Source organism: Acidimicrobiales bacterium (genome assembly GCA_022452035.1).
In the GTDB taxonomy this organism is placed as follows: domain Bacteria; phylum Actinomycetota; class Acidimicrobiia; order Acidimicrobiales; family MedAcidi-G1; genus UBA9410.
The window spans coordinates 1-15,885 of record JAKURV010000019.1; the positions used below are offsets into that span (position 1 = coordinate 1).

Genomic DNA, 15,885 nt, shown 5'->3' on the forward strand with positions numbered 1-15,885 from the left:
CCGACCACGACGACGGTGGCGCCGACCACGACGACGGTGGCGCCGACCACGACGACGGTGGCGCCGACCACGACGACCGTGGCGCCGACCACGACCAGCACCCGACCCCCAGCCCGCGGGATGGTCCCTCCCCGGCCGGTCTATATCGGCTGATCCGCGAGCGGGAGAGCCGACCTATGCTCCACTTCCGGAACTCCCACCGCCGACGAGAGCACCCACGCCCCTCATGGAACTGGTCACCCACAAGAAGCTGTACCTCGTCGCCGGTCGGATCAGCCGACCGCTGGCCGAGTCGATCGCCGCCGAGCTGGGCGAGTCGCTAGGCGAGCCGAACCTGGCCGACTTCTCGAACGGCGAGATCCACTGCCGGTTCTCGGAGTCCATCCGAGGGTCTGACGCCTTCATCATCCAGACCCATTGCCATGCCGGGGACATGTCCATCAACGACGCCCTAATGGAGCACCTGATCATGGTGGACGCAGCCCGCCGGGCCTCGGCCAAACGAATCACCGTGGTTTGTCCCCACTATGGCTATGCCCGCCAGGACCGCAAGGCCTCAGGACGTGAGCCCATCACGGCCAAGCTGGTGGCCAACCTGTTCAAGGAGGCAGGGGCCAGCCGCCTGGTTAGCGTCGACCTCCACTCTGGCCAGATCCAGGGCTTCTTTGACGGTCCTGTCGACCACCTGACCGCCATGCCGGTGCTGGTCGACCACCTCCGGTCCCTAGAGGGAGACCTGACCATCGTCTCGCCCGACGCCGGCCGCGTGAAGGTGGCCGAGCGCTACGCCATACAACTCGGGGCCGACCTGGCCATCGTGCACAAGCGGCGCAACCACTCGGCGTTTCACTCCGTGGAAGCCAAGGAGGTCGTCGGCGAGGTGGACGGCAAGGTGTGCATCCTCGTTGACGACATGATCGACACGGCGGGCACCATCTGCGCGGCGGCCGACCAGCTCACGGAACGTGGTGCGGCCAGGGTCGTCGCCGCCACCACCCACGGGGTGTTCTCCGGGCAGGCCATGGAGCGTCTGGCCGCCTCGTCGATCGAAAAGATCATCGTGACCGACACCGTGCCGCTGCCCGAGGACGCCGACCACGACCTGATCGAAGTGCTGTCGGTGGCACCCCTGATTGCCAGGGCCATCGACGCCGTATTCGAGGACACCTCGGTCAGCGAGATCTTCGGTGGCAACAACCTGGCCTGAGCCGGGCCCGATCACCAGCCGTCGGTCATTGCCCAGGTCACCCGACCGGCCCGTGAGATCCACCGGTAGACTCGCCCGTCGGTTCCCACGGGACCGGCCATGCGCCTCCCCTCCGCCCCAGAAAGCCTTCCCATGAGCGAGATCGTCCTCTCCGCCGAGACCACTCGGGTCACCGGAACCCGATCCAGCCGCCGCCTCCGGCGGGCCGGGCGCGTTCCCGCCGTGGTCTACGGCCTCTCCCAGGATCCGGTCAGCATCGACGTGGCGTGGAGCGACCTCCGCCTCGCCTTGACCACCGATGCCGGCGTCAACGCCGTCATCCACCTCGAGCTCAGCGGTGAGAAGCAGATGTCCATCGTCAAGGACATCCAACGTCACCCGGTGCGGCGCGACGTCACCCACGTGGACTTCCTTCGAATCGACCCCAAGCAGGACGTGACCGTGGACGTGCCGATTGTCATGATCGGCGAGGCCAAGGAAGTCACCGACGCCGACGGCATGGTCGACCAGAACCTGTTCAGCCTGACCGTGAACGCCGCTCCGGACAGCATCCCCAACGAGTTCGAGGTGGATATCTCGGGCCTGACAATCGGGGACTCCCTGCGCGTTGGCGACATTGTCCTCCCGTCCGGCGTCACCACCGACGTCGACGTCGAGGAGACGGTGGCCGTCGGCATGATCACCCGCTCGACGCTCGAGGCCATGGCGGCCGACGAGGCTGCGGAGGCCGAGGCACTGGCGGCCGAGGAGGCAGCCGAGGCAGCCGAGGGTGAGGGCGACGAGGCTTCTGCCGACGACGCTGGTGCCGCCGCCGACGAGGCCGCCGACGACGAGTAGCGGTCAGGGCCGACCCGTGCTGTGGCGGTCCCGAGCCGGACGAACCGGCGAACCGGCGGCCTGGATGGTTGTCGGTCTGGGAAACCCTGGTGACCGGTATGCCGGCACGCGCCACAACGTGGGCGCCGACGTGATCGGCCTGCTGGCCGACCGCCACGGCGGGACGCTGAAACGCTCCAGGGAACTTGCCCTGTCGTGTGAGGTGCGTGTCGACGGTGAACGGGTAGCTCTGGCTTTCCCGCAGACGTTCATGAACGAATCCGGCCAGTCCGTCGGCCGCCTGATCCGTCGCTACGGCATCGAAGATCCCGGGAGGATCGTGGTCGTCCACGACGAGCTGGACCTCCCGGTCGGGGGGCTACGGATCAAGGCAGGGGGTGGCCTGGCTGGTCATAACGGCCTGCGGTCCATCACCGCCCACCTGAAGACCCAGGACTACCTCAGGGTCCGCATCGGAGTCGGTCGCCCACCAGGCCGCCGGTCGGGTGCCGACCACGTGCTACGCCGCCCTGGTCGGGCCGAAGCCGACGAGTTGGGCATCGTGGTACAAGAGGCGGCGGACGCCGTGGAGGCCGTGCTGGCCGACGGCGTGGACGCCGCCATGTGCCGCTTCAACGACCGTTCGTGAAACGGTCAGCGACCAACCACCACCGATGACCGCCATTCTGGGGGCCCTTCCGGCCCTCCTTGACGACGAGCCGGCCCTCGCCTCGGTCCTTGGCCGCCGGTCGGCCGCCCTGGCCGTCGCCGAACCGGCTCGGGCCATGGTGCTGGCCGCCCTGGTGCAACGTGCCGGACGCCTCCCGCTGATCGTTGCCGTCCCGACCGGCCTGGAGGCCGAGCGCCTAGCCAACGACCTTCGCCTGTATCTCGGTGACCGCGCCGTCGAATCCTTCCCCGCCTGGGAGACCCTGCCCTTCGAACGGGTCAGCCCGGGCGTCGAGACCATGGGCCGGCGTCTCCGGGTCCTGCACCGGCTCAGCGACCTGGAGGACCCCCCGGCGGTAGTCGTGGCCTCCGGTCGGGCCCTCGTGCAGAGACTCGGCCCTGGGGCGGGCCGGACGCCGCCCCAACGAATCGGCCCGGGCGACATGGTGGACCAGAGCAACCTGGTGGCCGACCTGATAGCCACCGGCTACCGCCGCGAGTACCAGGTTGAGCACCGGGGGGAGATGGCGGTCCGGGGATCCATCGTCGACGTATGGCCGTCGACGACCGACGCCCCGTTCCGTATCGACCTATGGGGCGACGAGGTCGACCGGCTGACCGAATTTGGGGTGGCCGACCAGCGGGCCACCGTGCATCGCGCCGAGGTGGAGATCTACCCGTGTCGCGAACTCATCCCAGACCAGGAGGTGCGGGAGCGGGCCACCGCCCTGCTAGCCGAGCAGCCCTGGGGGCGCGAGCAGTGGGACCGCTTAGCCGATGGCGAGCTGTTCGATGGCATGGAGTCCTGGTTGCCCTGGCTGTCAGGCGATGAGCGGGTGCTCTTCGACCTGGTCGACAACGACGCCTTGGTGGTGGCCGTAGAACCCCGTCGCCTTCGGGACCGGATTGCCGACCTACGGGCCGAGGAGGCCGAGCTGGCCACCACGCTGGCCGCCACCTGGGGGGCCGACGGAACGGCCTTCCCGCGCCTGCACACCGAATGGGAACGCCTGCTGGTCCACACCGAAGCGCCGGTCTGGACGATTGCCGCCGTTCCGGACAGTCCAGGGGTAGAGACCGTGGTTGCCTCCGGATGGGGACGTGACGCTCTGGTCGACGAGGCCGAAGGCGTACCGGGCCGCCTACGCCGCCTCCTGGCCGACGGACACCGGGTGGTGGTGGCCGCCGACGGACGCGGCTCGGTCGATCAGCTGGCCCGACGCCTCCGCGACGCCGGAGTGGAGGTCGTCCCGATGGCCGGTGACGAGGTGGGGAAAGATCCAGGCGCCTCACTGGTCGTGGCCCCCGTGGAGAGCGGCTTCGTCCTCCCCGAATCCCGGCTGGCCGTAGTCACCGAGTCCGAGCTGACCGGACGCCGCCGGACCCGACGCCGGACCCGTCCCCGGCGCACGGCAGCAGTCCGGGTCTTTGAAGACCTTTCACCAGGGGACCACGTCGTCCACGAGCAGCACGGTGTGGCCCGCTTCGGCGGCCTGGTGACCCGGACCCTGGGCGGTGTCGAACGCGACTACTTGCTGCTGGAGTACCGGGGCGACGACCGGCTCTACCTTCCCACCGACCAGATCGATGCCATCAGGCCGCACACCGGAGGTGAGACGCCCAGCCTCAGCCGGATGGGGGGCGCCGACTGGCAAAAGACCAAGGCCCGGGTGCGCTCCGAGGTGGCCGAGATCGCCCAGGAACTCGTCACCCTCTACCAGGCCCGAACCACTGCCGCCGGCCACGCCTTTGCCGAGGACACGCCGTGGCAGCGCGAGCTGGAACAGTCCTTCAGCTTCCAGGAGACGCCAGACCAGTTCCGGGCCGTCGAGGACGTCAAGGGCGACATGGAACGGCCGGTGCCCATGGACCGGCTGGTGTGCGGCGACGTGGGATTCGGCAAGACCGAGGTGGCGGTCCGAGCCGTCTTCAAGGCCGTCCAGGACAGCCGACAGGCCGCCGTACTGGTTCCGACCACTCTGCTGGCCCAACAACACGGCCAGACCTTCCGCGACCGCTTCGCCCCGTACCCCATCCGAGTTGAGGTCCTCAGCCGATTCCTCACCACCGCCGAGGCCCGGCGAGTTGTCGCCGGGCTGGCCGACGGGTCGGTGGACGTGGTGATCGGCACCCACCGCCTTCTCTCCGACGACGTCCGGTTCAAGAAGTTGGGCCTGCTGGTCATCGACGAGGAACAGCGCTTCGGGGTCGTCCACAAGGAGGCGATCAAGAAAATTCGGACCGGGGTGGACGTCCTGACCCTGACCGCCACTCCGATCCCGCGGACGCTGGAAATGTCGCTGACTGGCATCCGTGACCTCAGCCTCATTAACACCCCACCTGCCGACCGCCAACCGATCCTGACCTACGTCGGCGACTATGACGAGCGACCGGTGGCCGAGGCCATCCGCCGAGAACTCCTCCGGGAAGGCCAGGTCTTCTTCGTACACAACCGGGTGCACGACATCGACCAGGTAGCGGGCGGGGTCCGCGAACTGGTCCCGGAGGCCCGAGTGGCCGTGGCCCACGGCCAGATGGACGAAGCCACCCTGGAATCGGTGGTCATGGACTTCTGGGACGGCGGGTACGACGTCCTGGTATGCACCACCATCATCGAGTCGGGCATCGACATGCCGACCGTCAACACGTTGGTGGTGGACAGGGCCGACCTGTTGGGCCTCGGACAACTTCACCAGTTGCGGGGCCGGGTGGGTCGGGCCGGCCAGCGGGCCTACGCCTACCTGTTCACCCCTCCGGACCGGGCTCTCAGCGAGGAGGCCCACGAGCGGCTACGCACCATCGGCGAGACCACCGAGCTGGGGTCGGGATTCCGGATTGCCATGCGGGACCTGGAGATTCGGGGGGCCGGCAACCTGCTGGGCACCGGCCAGAGCGGCCACATCGCCGCGGTCGGCTACGACCTCTACTGCCAGATGGTCACCGAGGCCGTGGCCGAGTTGGCTGGGACCACGACACCCGACGTGCCGGAGATCCGCGTCGAGCTCCCGGTCGACGCCCACCTGCCCGACGACTACGTGTCGCGTAGCGACCTCCGCCTGGAGGCCTACCGGCGTCTGGCCGCCGCCGGGACCAGCCCGGACCCGGCCGACGTGGACGCCGTGCAAGCCGAGTGGGAGGACCGGTACGGTCCGGTGCCCGAGCCCGCCCGGGCTCTGCTGGCCGTGGCCCGCCTGCGGACGGCCTGCGTGGCCCGGGGCATCACCTCCGTAGTAGCCACCCGGGGTCCGGGGCTGGGTGGGCCCGATCTCCTGGCCCGCTGCGCCCCCGTGGTCCTGCCCCTAAGCCGTCAGACCCGGCTAGCTCGGCTTCACAGCGACGCCCGCTACAAGGAAGGGCCTCGCCAGCTCCTCCTGCCCGTAGGCCGGAACGACCCAGCCGGTGCGCTTACCCAGTTGCTGGAGGACCTGGTGCCGGTGGCCGTCGAGGCGGTCCCGACCGACCAGACCGACGACCAGGCCTGACCGTCCCCTAGCATCCACTCCTCGTGGCACCCGCTTCTCACACCCTGTCGTCCGGCCGCCTTCTAGCAGTCGCACTGGTCCTGCTGGTGGTCACGGCATGCGGATCGACGACCATCGCCGTCCGGGTGGGTGCCTCCACGCTGGACCGCGACGCCGTGGCCATCCTGGTCTCGGAGGTCACCGGCCAACCGGTCGGCGGGAGCCTCGACGCCGTCGTGGCAGCCGGCGTGGTGGACCGTTACGTCCGTTACGAGGCCCTGGTCGACCTGCTGGCCGAGAACGGCGTGGTGGTCACCGACGACGACCAGGCGGCTGCCCGGGACCGGCTCCTGGCCGCCGGGATCGATCCCGGAGACCCAAGCCTTCCCCGAATCACCAGATGGCAGGCCGCCCTGGACCTGGTGGAGGTCGGCGTTCCCGGCGTACAGGCCTCCTACGACGGCAATGCTGCCCTGCTCGGCCACGACCTGTGTACCAGCCACATCCTGGTCTCAGAAGAGGACGATGCCCACGCCGTCCTCCATCTGCTCGCTCAGGGCGAAGATTTCGCCATTCTGGCCGGCAACGTGTCCCAGGATCCGGGGTCCGCGCAGAACGGTGGTGCTCTGGGCTGCGTGCCGTTGGGCGCCTTCGTTCCGACCTTCGAACGTGCCGCCCTCGGGGCGCTAGCCGAGGGTCGGACCCTGGTCGGGCCGGTGCCCAGCCAGTTCGGCTTCCACGTGATCCGCATCGATGAGGTCCGGCGAGTTGACCCGGTGCCGTTCGCCGAGTTGGACCAGCGCCGGTCGGCCGCCCTGCTCCAGATCGCCGGGCTGACCCGCACGGTCGAAGTCGAGTCCCGCTACGGCACCTGGGACGCCGCCGTGGGCCGGGTTGCATCGCCGCCGGGGCCTTTGGCTCCCGCCCTGGCCCGGCTGGGGTCGTGACCGAGCGACAGCCCGTCGTCACCGACGATCTCCAGCGCTTTGTCGAGCTGGTAGCCACCCTCCGCCGGGATTGCCCGTGGGACGCCGAGCAGACCCACTCGTCGCTGCGTTCCTACCTCCTGGAGGAGGCCCACGAGCTGCTGGAAGCGCTCGACGCCTACGACGAGGCGACCGGTAGCGGATCCGAGGACCTGAAAGAGGAGTTGGGCGACCTGCTGTTTCAGGTGGTGTTCCACGCCCGGATCGCCGCCGACGACGGTCGCTTTGACCTGGCCGACGTGGCTCGGGGCATCCACGACAAGCTCCGCCACCGCCATCCGCACGTATTCGGGGACGTGGTGGCTGAGGACTCCGGCCAGGTTCTGACCAACTGGGACCGGATCAAGCAGGCGGAGAAGGGCCGGGAGTCGGCCCTGGACGGGATCCCGTCGACCCTTCCGTCCCTGGCCGCGGCCCAGAAGGTGGTGCGACGGGCCGGCGGGCTGGGCCTGGAGCCCGGCGACCCGGTCGGCGACCCGTCAACCGACCCCGACGCCCTCGGTGACCTGCTGCTGTCCCTAGCCGCTACGGCCCACGACGACGGCCTGGACGCCGAGGACGCCCTACGGGGGGCAGTGGCTCGGTTCACCCGCCTGGTGCGGCGGGCCGAGGCCCTGGCCGCCGCCGACGGCGTCGACCTCCGCGAGGTGGAGCCCGCGGTGGCGGCCCGCTACCGAAAGCGAGCCCTGGCTGAGCCTGGACACGGCTAGCGTTGTCACCGTCGACCGTGGCGGCCGAGGACGTCCCGAGCGGTCCGACCGCACGGTTTTCCGGGCGAGCGTCGGAGCGAGAGGCCGGAGGAGACGGATCGTGAGCAGCATCGAGGTTGTCGTCGGACGACAAGTTCTAGACAGCCGGGGAAACCCGACGGTTGAAGTGGACGTGGTTCTAGCCGGGGGGGCGTCAGGCCGCGCCATGGTCCCCAGCGGCGCGTCGACCGGAATGTTCGAGGCAGTGGAGCTCCGCGACGACGGCCCGACATGGGCTGGGAAGGGTGTATCGACCGCGGTAGGCAACGTGAACAGCGAACTGGCGGCCGCCGTCCACGGCCTAGACGCCTACGACCAGCGGTCCGTCGACCAGGCGCTCTGCGACGTCGACGGAACCGACGACAAGGGTCGACTGGGAGCCAACGCCATCCTGGGGGTATCCCTCGCCGTGGCCCGAGCCGCAGCAGCCGACGCCGAGGCGCCACTGTTCCGCTATGTCGGCGGGGCCAACGCCCACGTGCTCCCGGTGCCCATGCTCAACGTGCTCAACGGCGGAGAGCACGCCGACAACAACGTCGACCTTCAGGAGTTCATGCTCATGCCGGTGGGCGCCGCCTCGTTCTCTGAAGGTCTGCGCTGGGGGGTCGAGTGCTACCACGTGCTCAGGAAGGTGCTCTCCGAGCGCGGCCTAGCCACGGCCATCGGCGACGAGGGTGGGTTCGCCCCCGACCTGGGGTCCAACGAGGAGGCAGTGCAGCTGCTGGTCGAGGCGGTCGAGAAGGCCGGACTGGTCCCGGGCGACGACATGGCCTTGGCCCTGGACGCCGCCTCCACCGAGTTCTTTCGGGACGGCGCCTACCACCTCTCCGGAGAGGGGCGGAGCCTGTCGCCCGACGAGATGGTGGCCTACCTGGCCGACCTCTCAACCCGCTACCCGATCGTGTCCATCGAGGATGGGATGGCCGAGGAGGATTGGGACGGATGGGCCGCCCTGAACGCGGCCATCGGGGACCGCGTCCAGCTGGTGGGTGACGACCTGTTCGTCACCAACGTCCAGCGGCTACAACGGGGCATCGACGCTGGTGTGGCTAACTCCATCCTGGTGAAGGTCAACCAGATCGGCACGCTCACTGAGACCCTGGAAGCCGTAGAACTGGCCAATGCCAACGGGTGGACGGCCGTGATGTCGCACCGCTCCGGCGAGACCGAAGACACCACCATTGCCGACCTGGCTGTGGCTACCAACTGCGGCCAGATCAAGACCGGTGCGCCGGCCCGCAGCGACCGTGTGGCCAAGTACAACCAGCTTCTACGCATCGAGGAGATGCTGGGCGAAGCGGCCGCCTTCCGCGGTCGGACCGCCTTGGCCGGCGGCTGACCCCGTGCGGCCCGCCACCACCCGCCGCCTGGCCTTCCTGGGGGTGACCGTGGCCGCCATGCTGGCCGCCCTAACGCTGGGCGTGGTGCCGTTTCGCGACTGGCTGGAGCAGAGAGAGCGCACGGCCGAGCTCCGAGTCGAGGTGGCCGAGGTGGAGGCCGTCAACCAGTCGTACGAAGAGCGGATTGACGCCCTCAACACCGACGAGGAGATCGAGCGTCGGGCCCGCAGCGAGTACAACCTGATCCGACCGGACGAGGAGGCCTACGCCGTGCTCCCGCCGCCCCGGTCCGAATACCCGGTGCCCGGGATCTGGCCCTTCGCCGACTGAGCGGTCCGGTGGCGGGTGTCGTCCCGCCCAAGGACCACCGGTAGTGTCCGCTGCCTCGGGACCGACGCCAACCGGCGTGGAGAGGGGAGACCGATGCAGGTATCGATGACCGTCAACGGGTCCAACGTCTCCCACGACGTCGAGCCCCGGACGCTCCTGGTCCACTACCTGCGTGAGCAGACCGGCCTGACCGGCACCAACATCGGCTGCGACTCGTCGTCATGCGGGGCTTGCACCATCCACGTGAACGGCGAGGCCGTGAAGTCATGCACGATGCTGGCCGTCCAGGCCGACGGGCAGGATCTGACCACCATCGAGGGCCTAGCCGACGGCGACACGCTGCACCCCATGCAGCAGGCCTTCCACGAATGCCACGCCCTGCAGTGCGGCTACTGCACCCCCGGCATGGTCATGGCCGCCGTCTCACTGCTCGACGAGGTGCCCGACCCGACCGAGGCCCAGGTGCGCGAGGGTCTGGAGGGGAACCTCTGCCGGTGTACCGGCTACCACAACATCGTGGCCGCCGTCCTGAAGGCTGCCGGGTCGTCGCAGTGATCCCGGTCCCTTTCGATTACGAGCGGGCCACCTCAGCCGAGCACGCTCTGGCCCTGCTGGCCGAGCACGGAGACGACGCCAAACTCCTGGCCGGTGGCCACTCGCTCCTGCCGCTCATGAAGTACCGGCTGGCCGCTCCGGCCCTGGTGGTCGACATCGGCCGGTTATCCGACCTGTCGTACGTTCGGGAGGACGGCGACGTACTGGCCATCGGGGCGCTGACGCGCCACCGGGACGTAGAGACCAGCGACCTCGTGCGAGCACAGACCGGCCTGCTGGCAGCAGCTACGTCCAAGGTTGGCGACCCCCAGGTGCGCCACCGGGGCACCCTCGGGGGCTCGTTGGCCCATGGCGACCCGGCGTCCGATCTTCCGGCCGCCCTGATCGCCCTGCGAGGTTCGGTCGTCGTTCAGGGTCCGGCCGGACGCCGAGAGGTGGCCGTCGACGACTTCTTCACCGGGTTTCTGGAGACCGATCTGGCCCCCGACGAGCTCCTAGTCGAGGTGCGGGTCCCCCGCATGCCCGAGGCCCGCTGGTCATTCCAGAAGTTCAACCGACGGGCTCAGGACTGGGCCATCGTGGGGGCCGCCGTGGTGGTCGACGGCGGTTCGTGCGGGGTGGGCCTGGTCAACATGGACTCCCGGCCCGTCCGGGCCGCCGGGGTGGAGGCAGCCGTGGATTCCGGAACGTCGGCTGCCGACGCAGCTGCCGTGGCTGCTGACGGCCTGGAGCCGCCCAGCGACCTCAACGCGGGAGGCGAGTACCGGTGCCACCTGGCCCGGGTCCTTACCCGCCGTGGCCTGGAGGAAGCAGGCTGCTGACCGCTCCGGGCGGCGGACGGCTGACGCCGGCCTCCGTCGCCCTAGCCTGACGGGCATGGTTCCGGATACCCCAGCAAACGAGGTCGCCTCGGTCGACGAGGTCGTCTCTGCCCTGTATGACCAGGACTACCTGGCCGACGAGGGCCTAGCCACCGCCATCTACCTAGCCCTGCGTCTCCGCCGTCCGCTGCTGCTGGAGGGCGAGGCCGGCGTGGGAAAAACCGAGGTGGCACGGGCGCTGGCCTCCTGGACGGGAGGAGAGCTGATCCGCCTCCAGTGCTACGAGGGCCTAGACGCCTCCCAGGCTGTCTACGAGTGGGACTACTCCCGCCAACTTCTGCACCTGCGAGCCGCCGAAGCGACGGGCGCCACGGCCCAGGCCGAAGTGGCCGATCTGGAAGACGAGCTCTACGACGAACGCTTCCTGGTCCGGCGACCGCTGCTCCGTTCGTTGGTCGCCCCGTCCGGAATTCCGCCGGTGCTGCTGATCGACGAGGTGGACCGGGCCGACGACGAGTTTGAGGCCTTCCTGCTGGAGATCCTGTCCGACTACGCCGTCACCGTTCCCGAGGTGGGGACCTTCCGGGCCGAGATTCCCCCGGTGGTGGTGATCACCTCAAACCGCACCCGCGACGTCCACGACGCCCTCAAGCGTCGATGCCTCTACCACTGGGTTCAGCACCCAGACGTGGACCGCGAGGTGGAGATCCTGCGGGTCCGGGCTCCCCACGTGCCGGCCGCCCTGGCCCGGGACGTGGCCACGGTGGCGGCCGAACTGCGGGACATGGGCCTGTACAAGCCACCCGGTGTGGCCGAGACCCTCGACTGGGCCGAGGCCCTGGTGCTGGTAGGCGTGGACGACCTCGACGAGACGGCCATGGAGTTCACCATCGGAACCCTCCTGAAGTACCGCGAGGACCAGGACCGCCTGCGGTCCCGTGGCTTCGGTGAGGTGGTTGGTCTGCTGCGCGGGGCCTGAGCGGTGGCCGTTGAGGTGCAGCTCACCCTGGACCGCCACCTAGTCCGCTTCGTCGACGAGCTCCGTCGGGCCGGGTTGGACGTTCCCCCCGGATGCACCCTGGAGTTCGGGCGGGCCGTGGCCGAGGTCGGTGCCACCACCCGGTCCGGCGTCTACTGGTCGGGCCGGGCCACCTTGGTCCGCCGACCGGAGGACGTGGAGCGGTTCGACGCGGTCTTCGAGCACCACTGGACGGGGGCGCCGACCGGTGGTCGGGTCCCAGTGGAGCACTCACCCGTCACCCTGGTCCTCGACACTGCCGATGACTCCCCGGGCCCCACCGACGAGGAGGGGGACCGGGGCGACGACCACCTGAGCGTGCGCTGGTCCCGAGCCGAAGTGCTCGGATCCCGAGACTTCGCCGAGTGCACCGACGGGGAGCTGGCCGAACTCCATGACCTGATGTCCCGGCTGCGGCTGTTCGGCGCCACCCGGCGCTGTCGTCGGCTCCGACCGACCTCTCGTCGGGGTCGCCCTGATCTCCGCCGGACCGTGCGGGAGGCGCTGCGAACCGGGGGAGAGCCCATGCGCCGGGTGTTCGCCGAACCCGGGGAGCGGCGCCGCCGCCTCGTGCTGCTCCTGGACGTGTCGGGGTCGATGGAGCCCTACGCCCGGGCCCTCGTCCGGTTCCTGCACGCAGCCATGGTCGGCCGTCGCGACGTGGAGGCCTTCGCCCTCGGTACACGGCTGACCCGTCTGACCCGCGAGTTGTCGACCCGTGACCCCGACGCCGCCCTGGCCCGGGCCGCCGAGGCCGTCACCGACTGGTCGGGTGGGACCCGGCTGGGCGACGGATTGCGTTCCTTCAACGACCGTTGGGGGGTCCCGGGGATGGCCCGGGGAGCCATCGTCGTGGTGTTGTCCGACGGCTGGGACCGCGGCCAGCCCGAGGTCCTGGGCGAGCAGATGGCCCGTCTGCAACGGGTGGCCCACCGGGTGGTGTGGGTGAACCCTCTGAAGGCCAGTCCCGGGTATGCCCCGTTGGCTGGAGGTATGGCCGCCGCCCTACCCCACGTGGACCGCTTCGTGGAGGGCCACTCCCTGGACTCGCTTCGTGAACTGGCCCTCGTGCTGTCCGAGCCCGGCTAGCCAAGCTCCGCTCAGCCGGTGTTACGCATTCCGGCGGCAATGCCGTTGATGGTCAGCAGCAACCCCCGCTGGAGTTCCTCGGAGACCTCGCCGGCTCGGGACCGGTGGAGCATCTCGACCTGTAAGACGTTGATGGGGTCCAGGTAGGCGTCGCGGACGGCCAGTGTTCGGCGCAGCATCGGCTTCTCGGCCAGCAGATCCTCTCCGGTGATGGCCTTGACCTCGCCAACTGTTCGGTGGTACTCGTCGACCACGGTGTCGAACAGGTGGTGGAGCGAGGGGTCCACGAGGCGTTCCACGTAGTGCCGGGCGATGGTCAGGTCGGTCTTGGTCAGCGTCATCTCCACGTTGGAGATGAATGTGCGGAAGAAGTGCCATTCCTCGAACATCCTGCGCATCTCGTCGCCGTGGCCGGCAGCCCGGCAGGCGGCCAGCCCGCTTCCGGCGCCGAACCAGCCGGGGATGATCTGGCGGGACTGAGTCCAACCGAACACCCACGGGATGGCCCGAAGGTCGGCGATTCCTGCAGTGGCGCCCCGACGTCGGGCCGGCCGGGAGCCGATGTTCATCTCCCCCAACTCCTCGACCGGAGTCGAGGTGGTGAAGTACTCGACCAGACCCGGGGTCTCCACAAACCGGCGATAGGCGGCGTAGGCATCGTTAGCCATGCCGTCCATGATCGAGTACCACCGCGTGATGGTGCCCTCGTCGTGGCGGGGGGACTTGTGGGCCAGGGAGGCCTCCAGCACCGCGGTGAACGCCAGGTCCAGGTTCCGACGGGCGATTTCCGGGTGGCCGTACTTGTCGGCGATGACCTCGCCCTGTTCGGTGAATTTGACCTCGCCGTCCAGGACGCCGTTGGGCTGGGAGAGAATCGAGGCGTGGGTCGGCCCGCCGCCCCGGCCGATAGTTCCGCCCCGGCCGTGGAACACCCGGATGGGGATCCCGGTCTCCGTCGAGACGTCCCGGATGGCTCGGAGGGCTTTGTGGATCTCCCACTGGGAGGTAGTGATCCCGCCGTCCTTGTTGGAATCGGAGTAGCCGACCATGACCTCCTGGGTACCGCCCCGCAGGTCGACGATCTGCCGGTAGGGCTCAACGGCGAACAAGGCCCGCAGGGTGGGGCCGATGGAGCGCAGGTCGTCGATGGTCTCAAACAGAGGGACGAAGCCCAGGCGGGCCGTGTCATGGGCAAGGTCGACCAGCCCGACCTCGCGGGCCAGAACCACGGGGGCCAGCACGTCCTCTACGCCCTGGGTCATGGAGATGATGTAGCTCTCGATGACGGCGTCGCCGTCCCGGTCCATGAGCGTGCGCAGGGTGCGAAACAGGGCCAGCGCCCCGGCGTCGTCTGGGGTACTGGGCGGTGCCAGCGGTCGGCGGCTGGCCAGCTCGGCGGCCAGGAGATCAGCTCGGTCGGCGTCGGAGGTCCCGACGTAGTCGAGGTCGTTGGCGGCAAAGAGGGTGGCCAGGGCCTCGTGGTGCCGGTCCGAATGCTCTCGGATGTCCAGTGTGGCGAAGTGGAAGCCGATCACCTGGAGGATCCGGCGTACCCGAGACAGGATGCCGTCGGCCAAAAGCTCGCCGCTGTTCTCCCGCAGGGACCGCTCGATTACCTCCAGGTCAGCGTCAAGGTGGGCCGGCGTCCGGTAGCCGCGTCGGCTGGTGTCACCGTCGGCGCTGGCCACGAGCCGTCGTCGGATGGCCTCGCACCGGACCCGGTAGGGCTCTGACCAGTCGATCCGACCCTGTACGTCCTTGAGTGCCGGGCGGTCAGCGTCGACGGCTTCCCGGAGCTCGTCGGACACCCCGTGGACGCGGGTGCTGATGCTCAGCTCGTGGCCGAGTGCCCCTACCTCGTCCACGAGGATTTCCAGGGCCCGCCGCCGCTGGAGGCCGAGAACCTGGTCGGTGGTGGCTGGGGAGACGTTCGGGTTGCCGTCCCGGTCGCCGCCCACCCAGGAGCCGAAGCGGATAGGGACGCGGTCCGTGGGAAGGGCCTGGCCGATAGATCGCAGGGCAGCCTGCATCTCGTCCAGGAGTTCAGGTATGGCCTCGCGGACGGTCAGGTCAAGGTAGTAGAGGACGGCTCGGGCCTCGTCCAGGGGTTCAGGCCGGACGTGACGTAGTTCGTCGGTCTGCCAGATGGCCTCGACCAGTTCCTCGATGCGCCGGTCGATACGACGACGGTCGGCTTCGGTCCGGCGACTCTCGCTGCGCTGCTCGATGAGGCGGCTGACCATGGCCAGTTTGTCCAAGATGGCTCGGCGAGACGCCTCGGTGGGATGGGCGGTGAACACCGGCCGCAGCTCGGCCCGGGCGACCAGGTTGGAGATCTCCGGTGGAGCGATGCCCGAGTCGGTCAGAGCCTGGACAGTCTCTTCGAACTGGTTGGCAAAGTTCGGCGAGCCAGAGTTCAGGTCCTCGATCCGGTGGACCTGTTCGGCCACGTTGGCCAGGTGGAAGTACACGGTGAAGGCGCGGACCAGCAGGATGGCGTGGGCCACGTCGGTGTCGTCGAACAGTTCGTGGAGTTCCGCCGTTACGTCCTCGTTGGAGCCCTGGTCCCGAAGGTTGCGGGTAAGCATCCGGACCCGCTCTACGGCGTCGAGCAGGGACTCGCCGTGCTGGCGGACGAGAGTGTTGCCGAGCTGGTGTCCGAGGCGCCGGATGTCGGATCGCAGGGCGGTATCGGAGGGTTCCGAGCCGCGGTCCGGCGTCACGGGGGTTGCCAAGGACATTTGGGGAAACTACCCCAAATCGCCCTTCTGGTTCCACCTACTTGAATCTCAGGAAAAATTCGGGCAGGATGTAGGCAACATGAGGGGAGGTCGGCTTCAAAGG

13 protein-coding genes are annotated in these 15,885 nt (G+C 69.1%); 12 read left to right on the forward strand and 1 reads right to left on the reverse strand.

The genetic code is table 11. From position 1 onward, the window contains the following. Window positions 1-226 precede the first annotated feature (226 nt). The 12 genes from MK181_07635 to MK181_07690 all read left to right on the forward strand — a co-directional run bounded on the left by MK181_07635 (window position 227) and on the right by MK181_07690 (window position 13,041). Window positions 227-1,207 (forward strand): ribose-phosphate diphosphokinase, encoded by a 981-nt coding sequence (locus tag MK181_07635; protein MCH2419672.1) that lies wholly within the window; start codon window positions 227-229, stop codon window positions 1,205-1,207. Between the two features lie 132 nt (window positions 1,208-1,339). After that, window positions 1,340-2,044: a 50S ribosomal protein L25 gene (locus tag MK181_07640; GenBank protein ID MCH2419673.1), complete on the forward strand. Its 705-nt coding sequence runs from the start codon at window positions 1,340-1,342 to the stop codon at window positions 2,042-2,044. Between the two features lie 64 nt (window positions 2,045-2,108). Further along, window positions 2,109-2,672 (forward strand): aminoacyl-tRNA hydrolase, encoded by a 564-nt coding sequence (gene pth / locus MK181_07645; protein ID MCH2419674.1) that lies wholly within the window; start codon window positions 2,109-2,111, stop codon window positions 2,670-2,672. 25 nt (window positions 2,673-2,697) lie between these two features. Further along, window positions 2,698-6,174, forward strand: a complete 3,477-nt coding sequence (mfd, locus tag MK181_07650; protein MCH2419675.1) for a transcription-repair coupling factor — start codon at window positions 2,698-2,700, stop codon at window positions 6,172-6,174. 23 nt (window positions 6,175-6,197) lie between these two features. After that, on the forward strand, window positions 6,198-7,100 hold the full coding sequence (locus MK181_07655) for a peptidylprolyl isomerase (GenBank protein MCH2419676.1): 903 nt from the start codon (window positions 6,198-6,200) through the stop codon (window positions 7,098-7,100). After that, window positions 7,097-7,849, forward strand: a complete 753-nt coding sequence (locus tag MK181_07660) for a MazG family protein (protein MCH2419677.1) — start codon at window positions 7,097-7,099, stop codon at window positions 7,847-7,849. Before MK181_07655 ends, MK181_07660 begins: the two co-directional genes overlap by 4 nt. Window positions 7,850-7,949: 100 nt before the next feature. Then, entirely contained in the window at window positions 7,950-9,227 is a 1,278-nt protein-coding gene (gene eno / locus MK181_07665; protein MCH2419678.1) for a phosphopyruvate hydratase, read from the forward strand. A 4-nt stretch (window positions 9,228-9,231) separates the two neighbouring features. After that, window positions 9,232-9,558 carry a septum formation initiator family protein gene (locus MK181_07670; protein MCH2419679.1) on the forward strand — a complete coding sequence of 109 codons (327 nt, stop codon included), beginning with the start codon at window positions 9,232-9,234 and terminating at the stop codon, window positions 9,556-9,558. 93 nt (window positions 9,559-9,651) lie between these two features. Beyond that, complete coding sequence (locus MK181_07675; GenBank protein MCH2419680.1) at window positions 9,652-10,113, forward strand: (2Fe-2S)-binding protein; 462 nt, start codon at window positions 9,652-9,654, stop codon at window positions 10,111-10,113. Further along, window positions 10,110-10,934 carry a xanthine dehydrogenase family protein subunit M gene (locus MK181_07680; protein MCH2419681.1) on the forward strand — a complete coding sequence of 275 codons (825 nt, stop codon included), beginning with the start codon at window positions 10,110-10,112 and terminating at the stop codon, window positions 10,932-10,934. Before MK181_07675 ends, MK181_07680 begins: the two co-directional genes overlap by 4 nt. A gap of 55 nt (window positions 10,935-10,989) precedes the next feature. Next, window positions 10,990-11,913: a MoxR family ATPase gene (locus tag MK181_07685; protein ID MCH2419682.1), complete on the forward strand. Its 924-nt coding sequence runs from the start codon at window positions 10,990-10,992 to the stop codon at window positions 11,911-11,913. Window positions 11,914-11,916: 3 nt separating this feature from the next. After that, window positions 11,917-13,041 carry a VWA domain-containing protein gene (locus tag MK181_07690; protein MCH2419683.1) on the forward strand — a complete coding sequence of 375 codons (1,125 nt, stop codon included), beginning with the start codon at window positions 11,917-11,919 and terminating at the stop codon, window positions 13,039-13,041. Window positions 13,042-13,052: 11 nt separating this feature from the next. Here MK181_07690 and ppc read toward each other — a convergent pair whose 3' ends face one another. Beyond that, window positions 13,053-15,782, reverse strand: coding sequence for a phosphoenolpyruvate carboxylase (ppc, locus tag MK181_07695; GenBank protein ID MCH2419684.1), 2,730 nt, complete (start codon window positions 15,780-15,782; stop codon window positions 13,053-13,055). Between the last annotated feature and the right edge of the window lie 103 nt (window positions 15,783-15,885).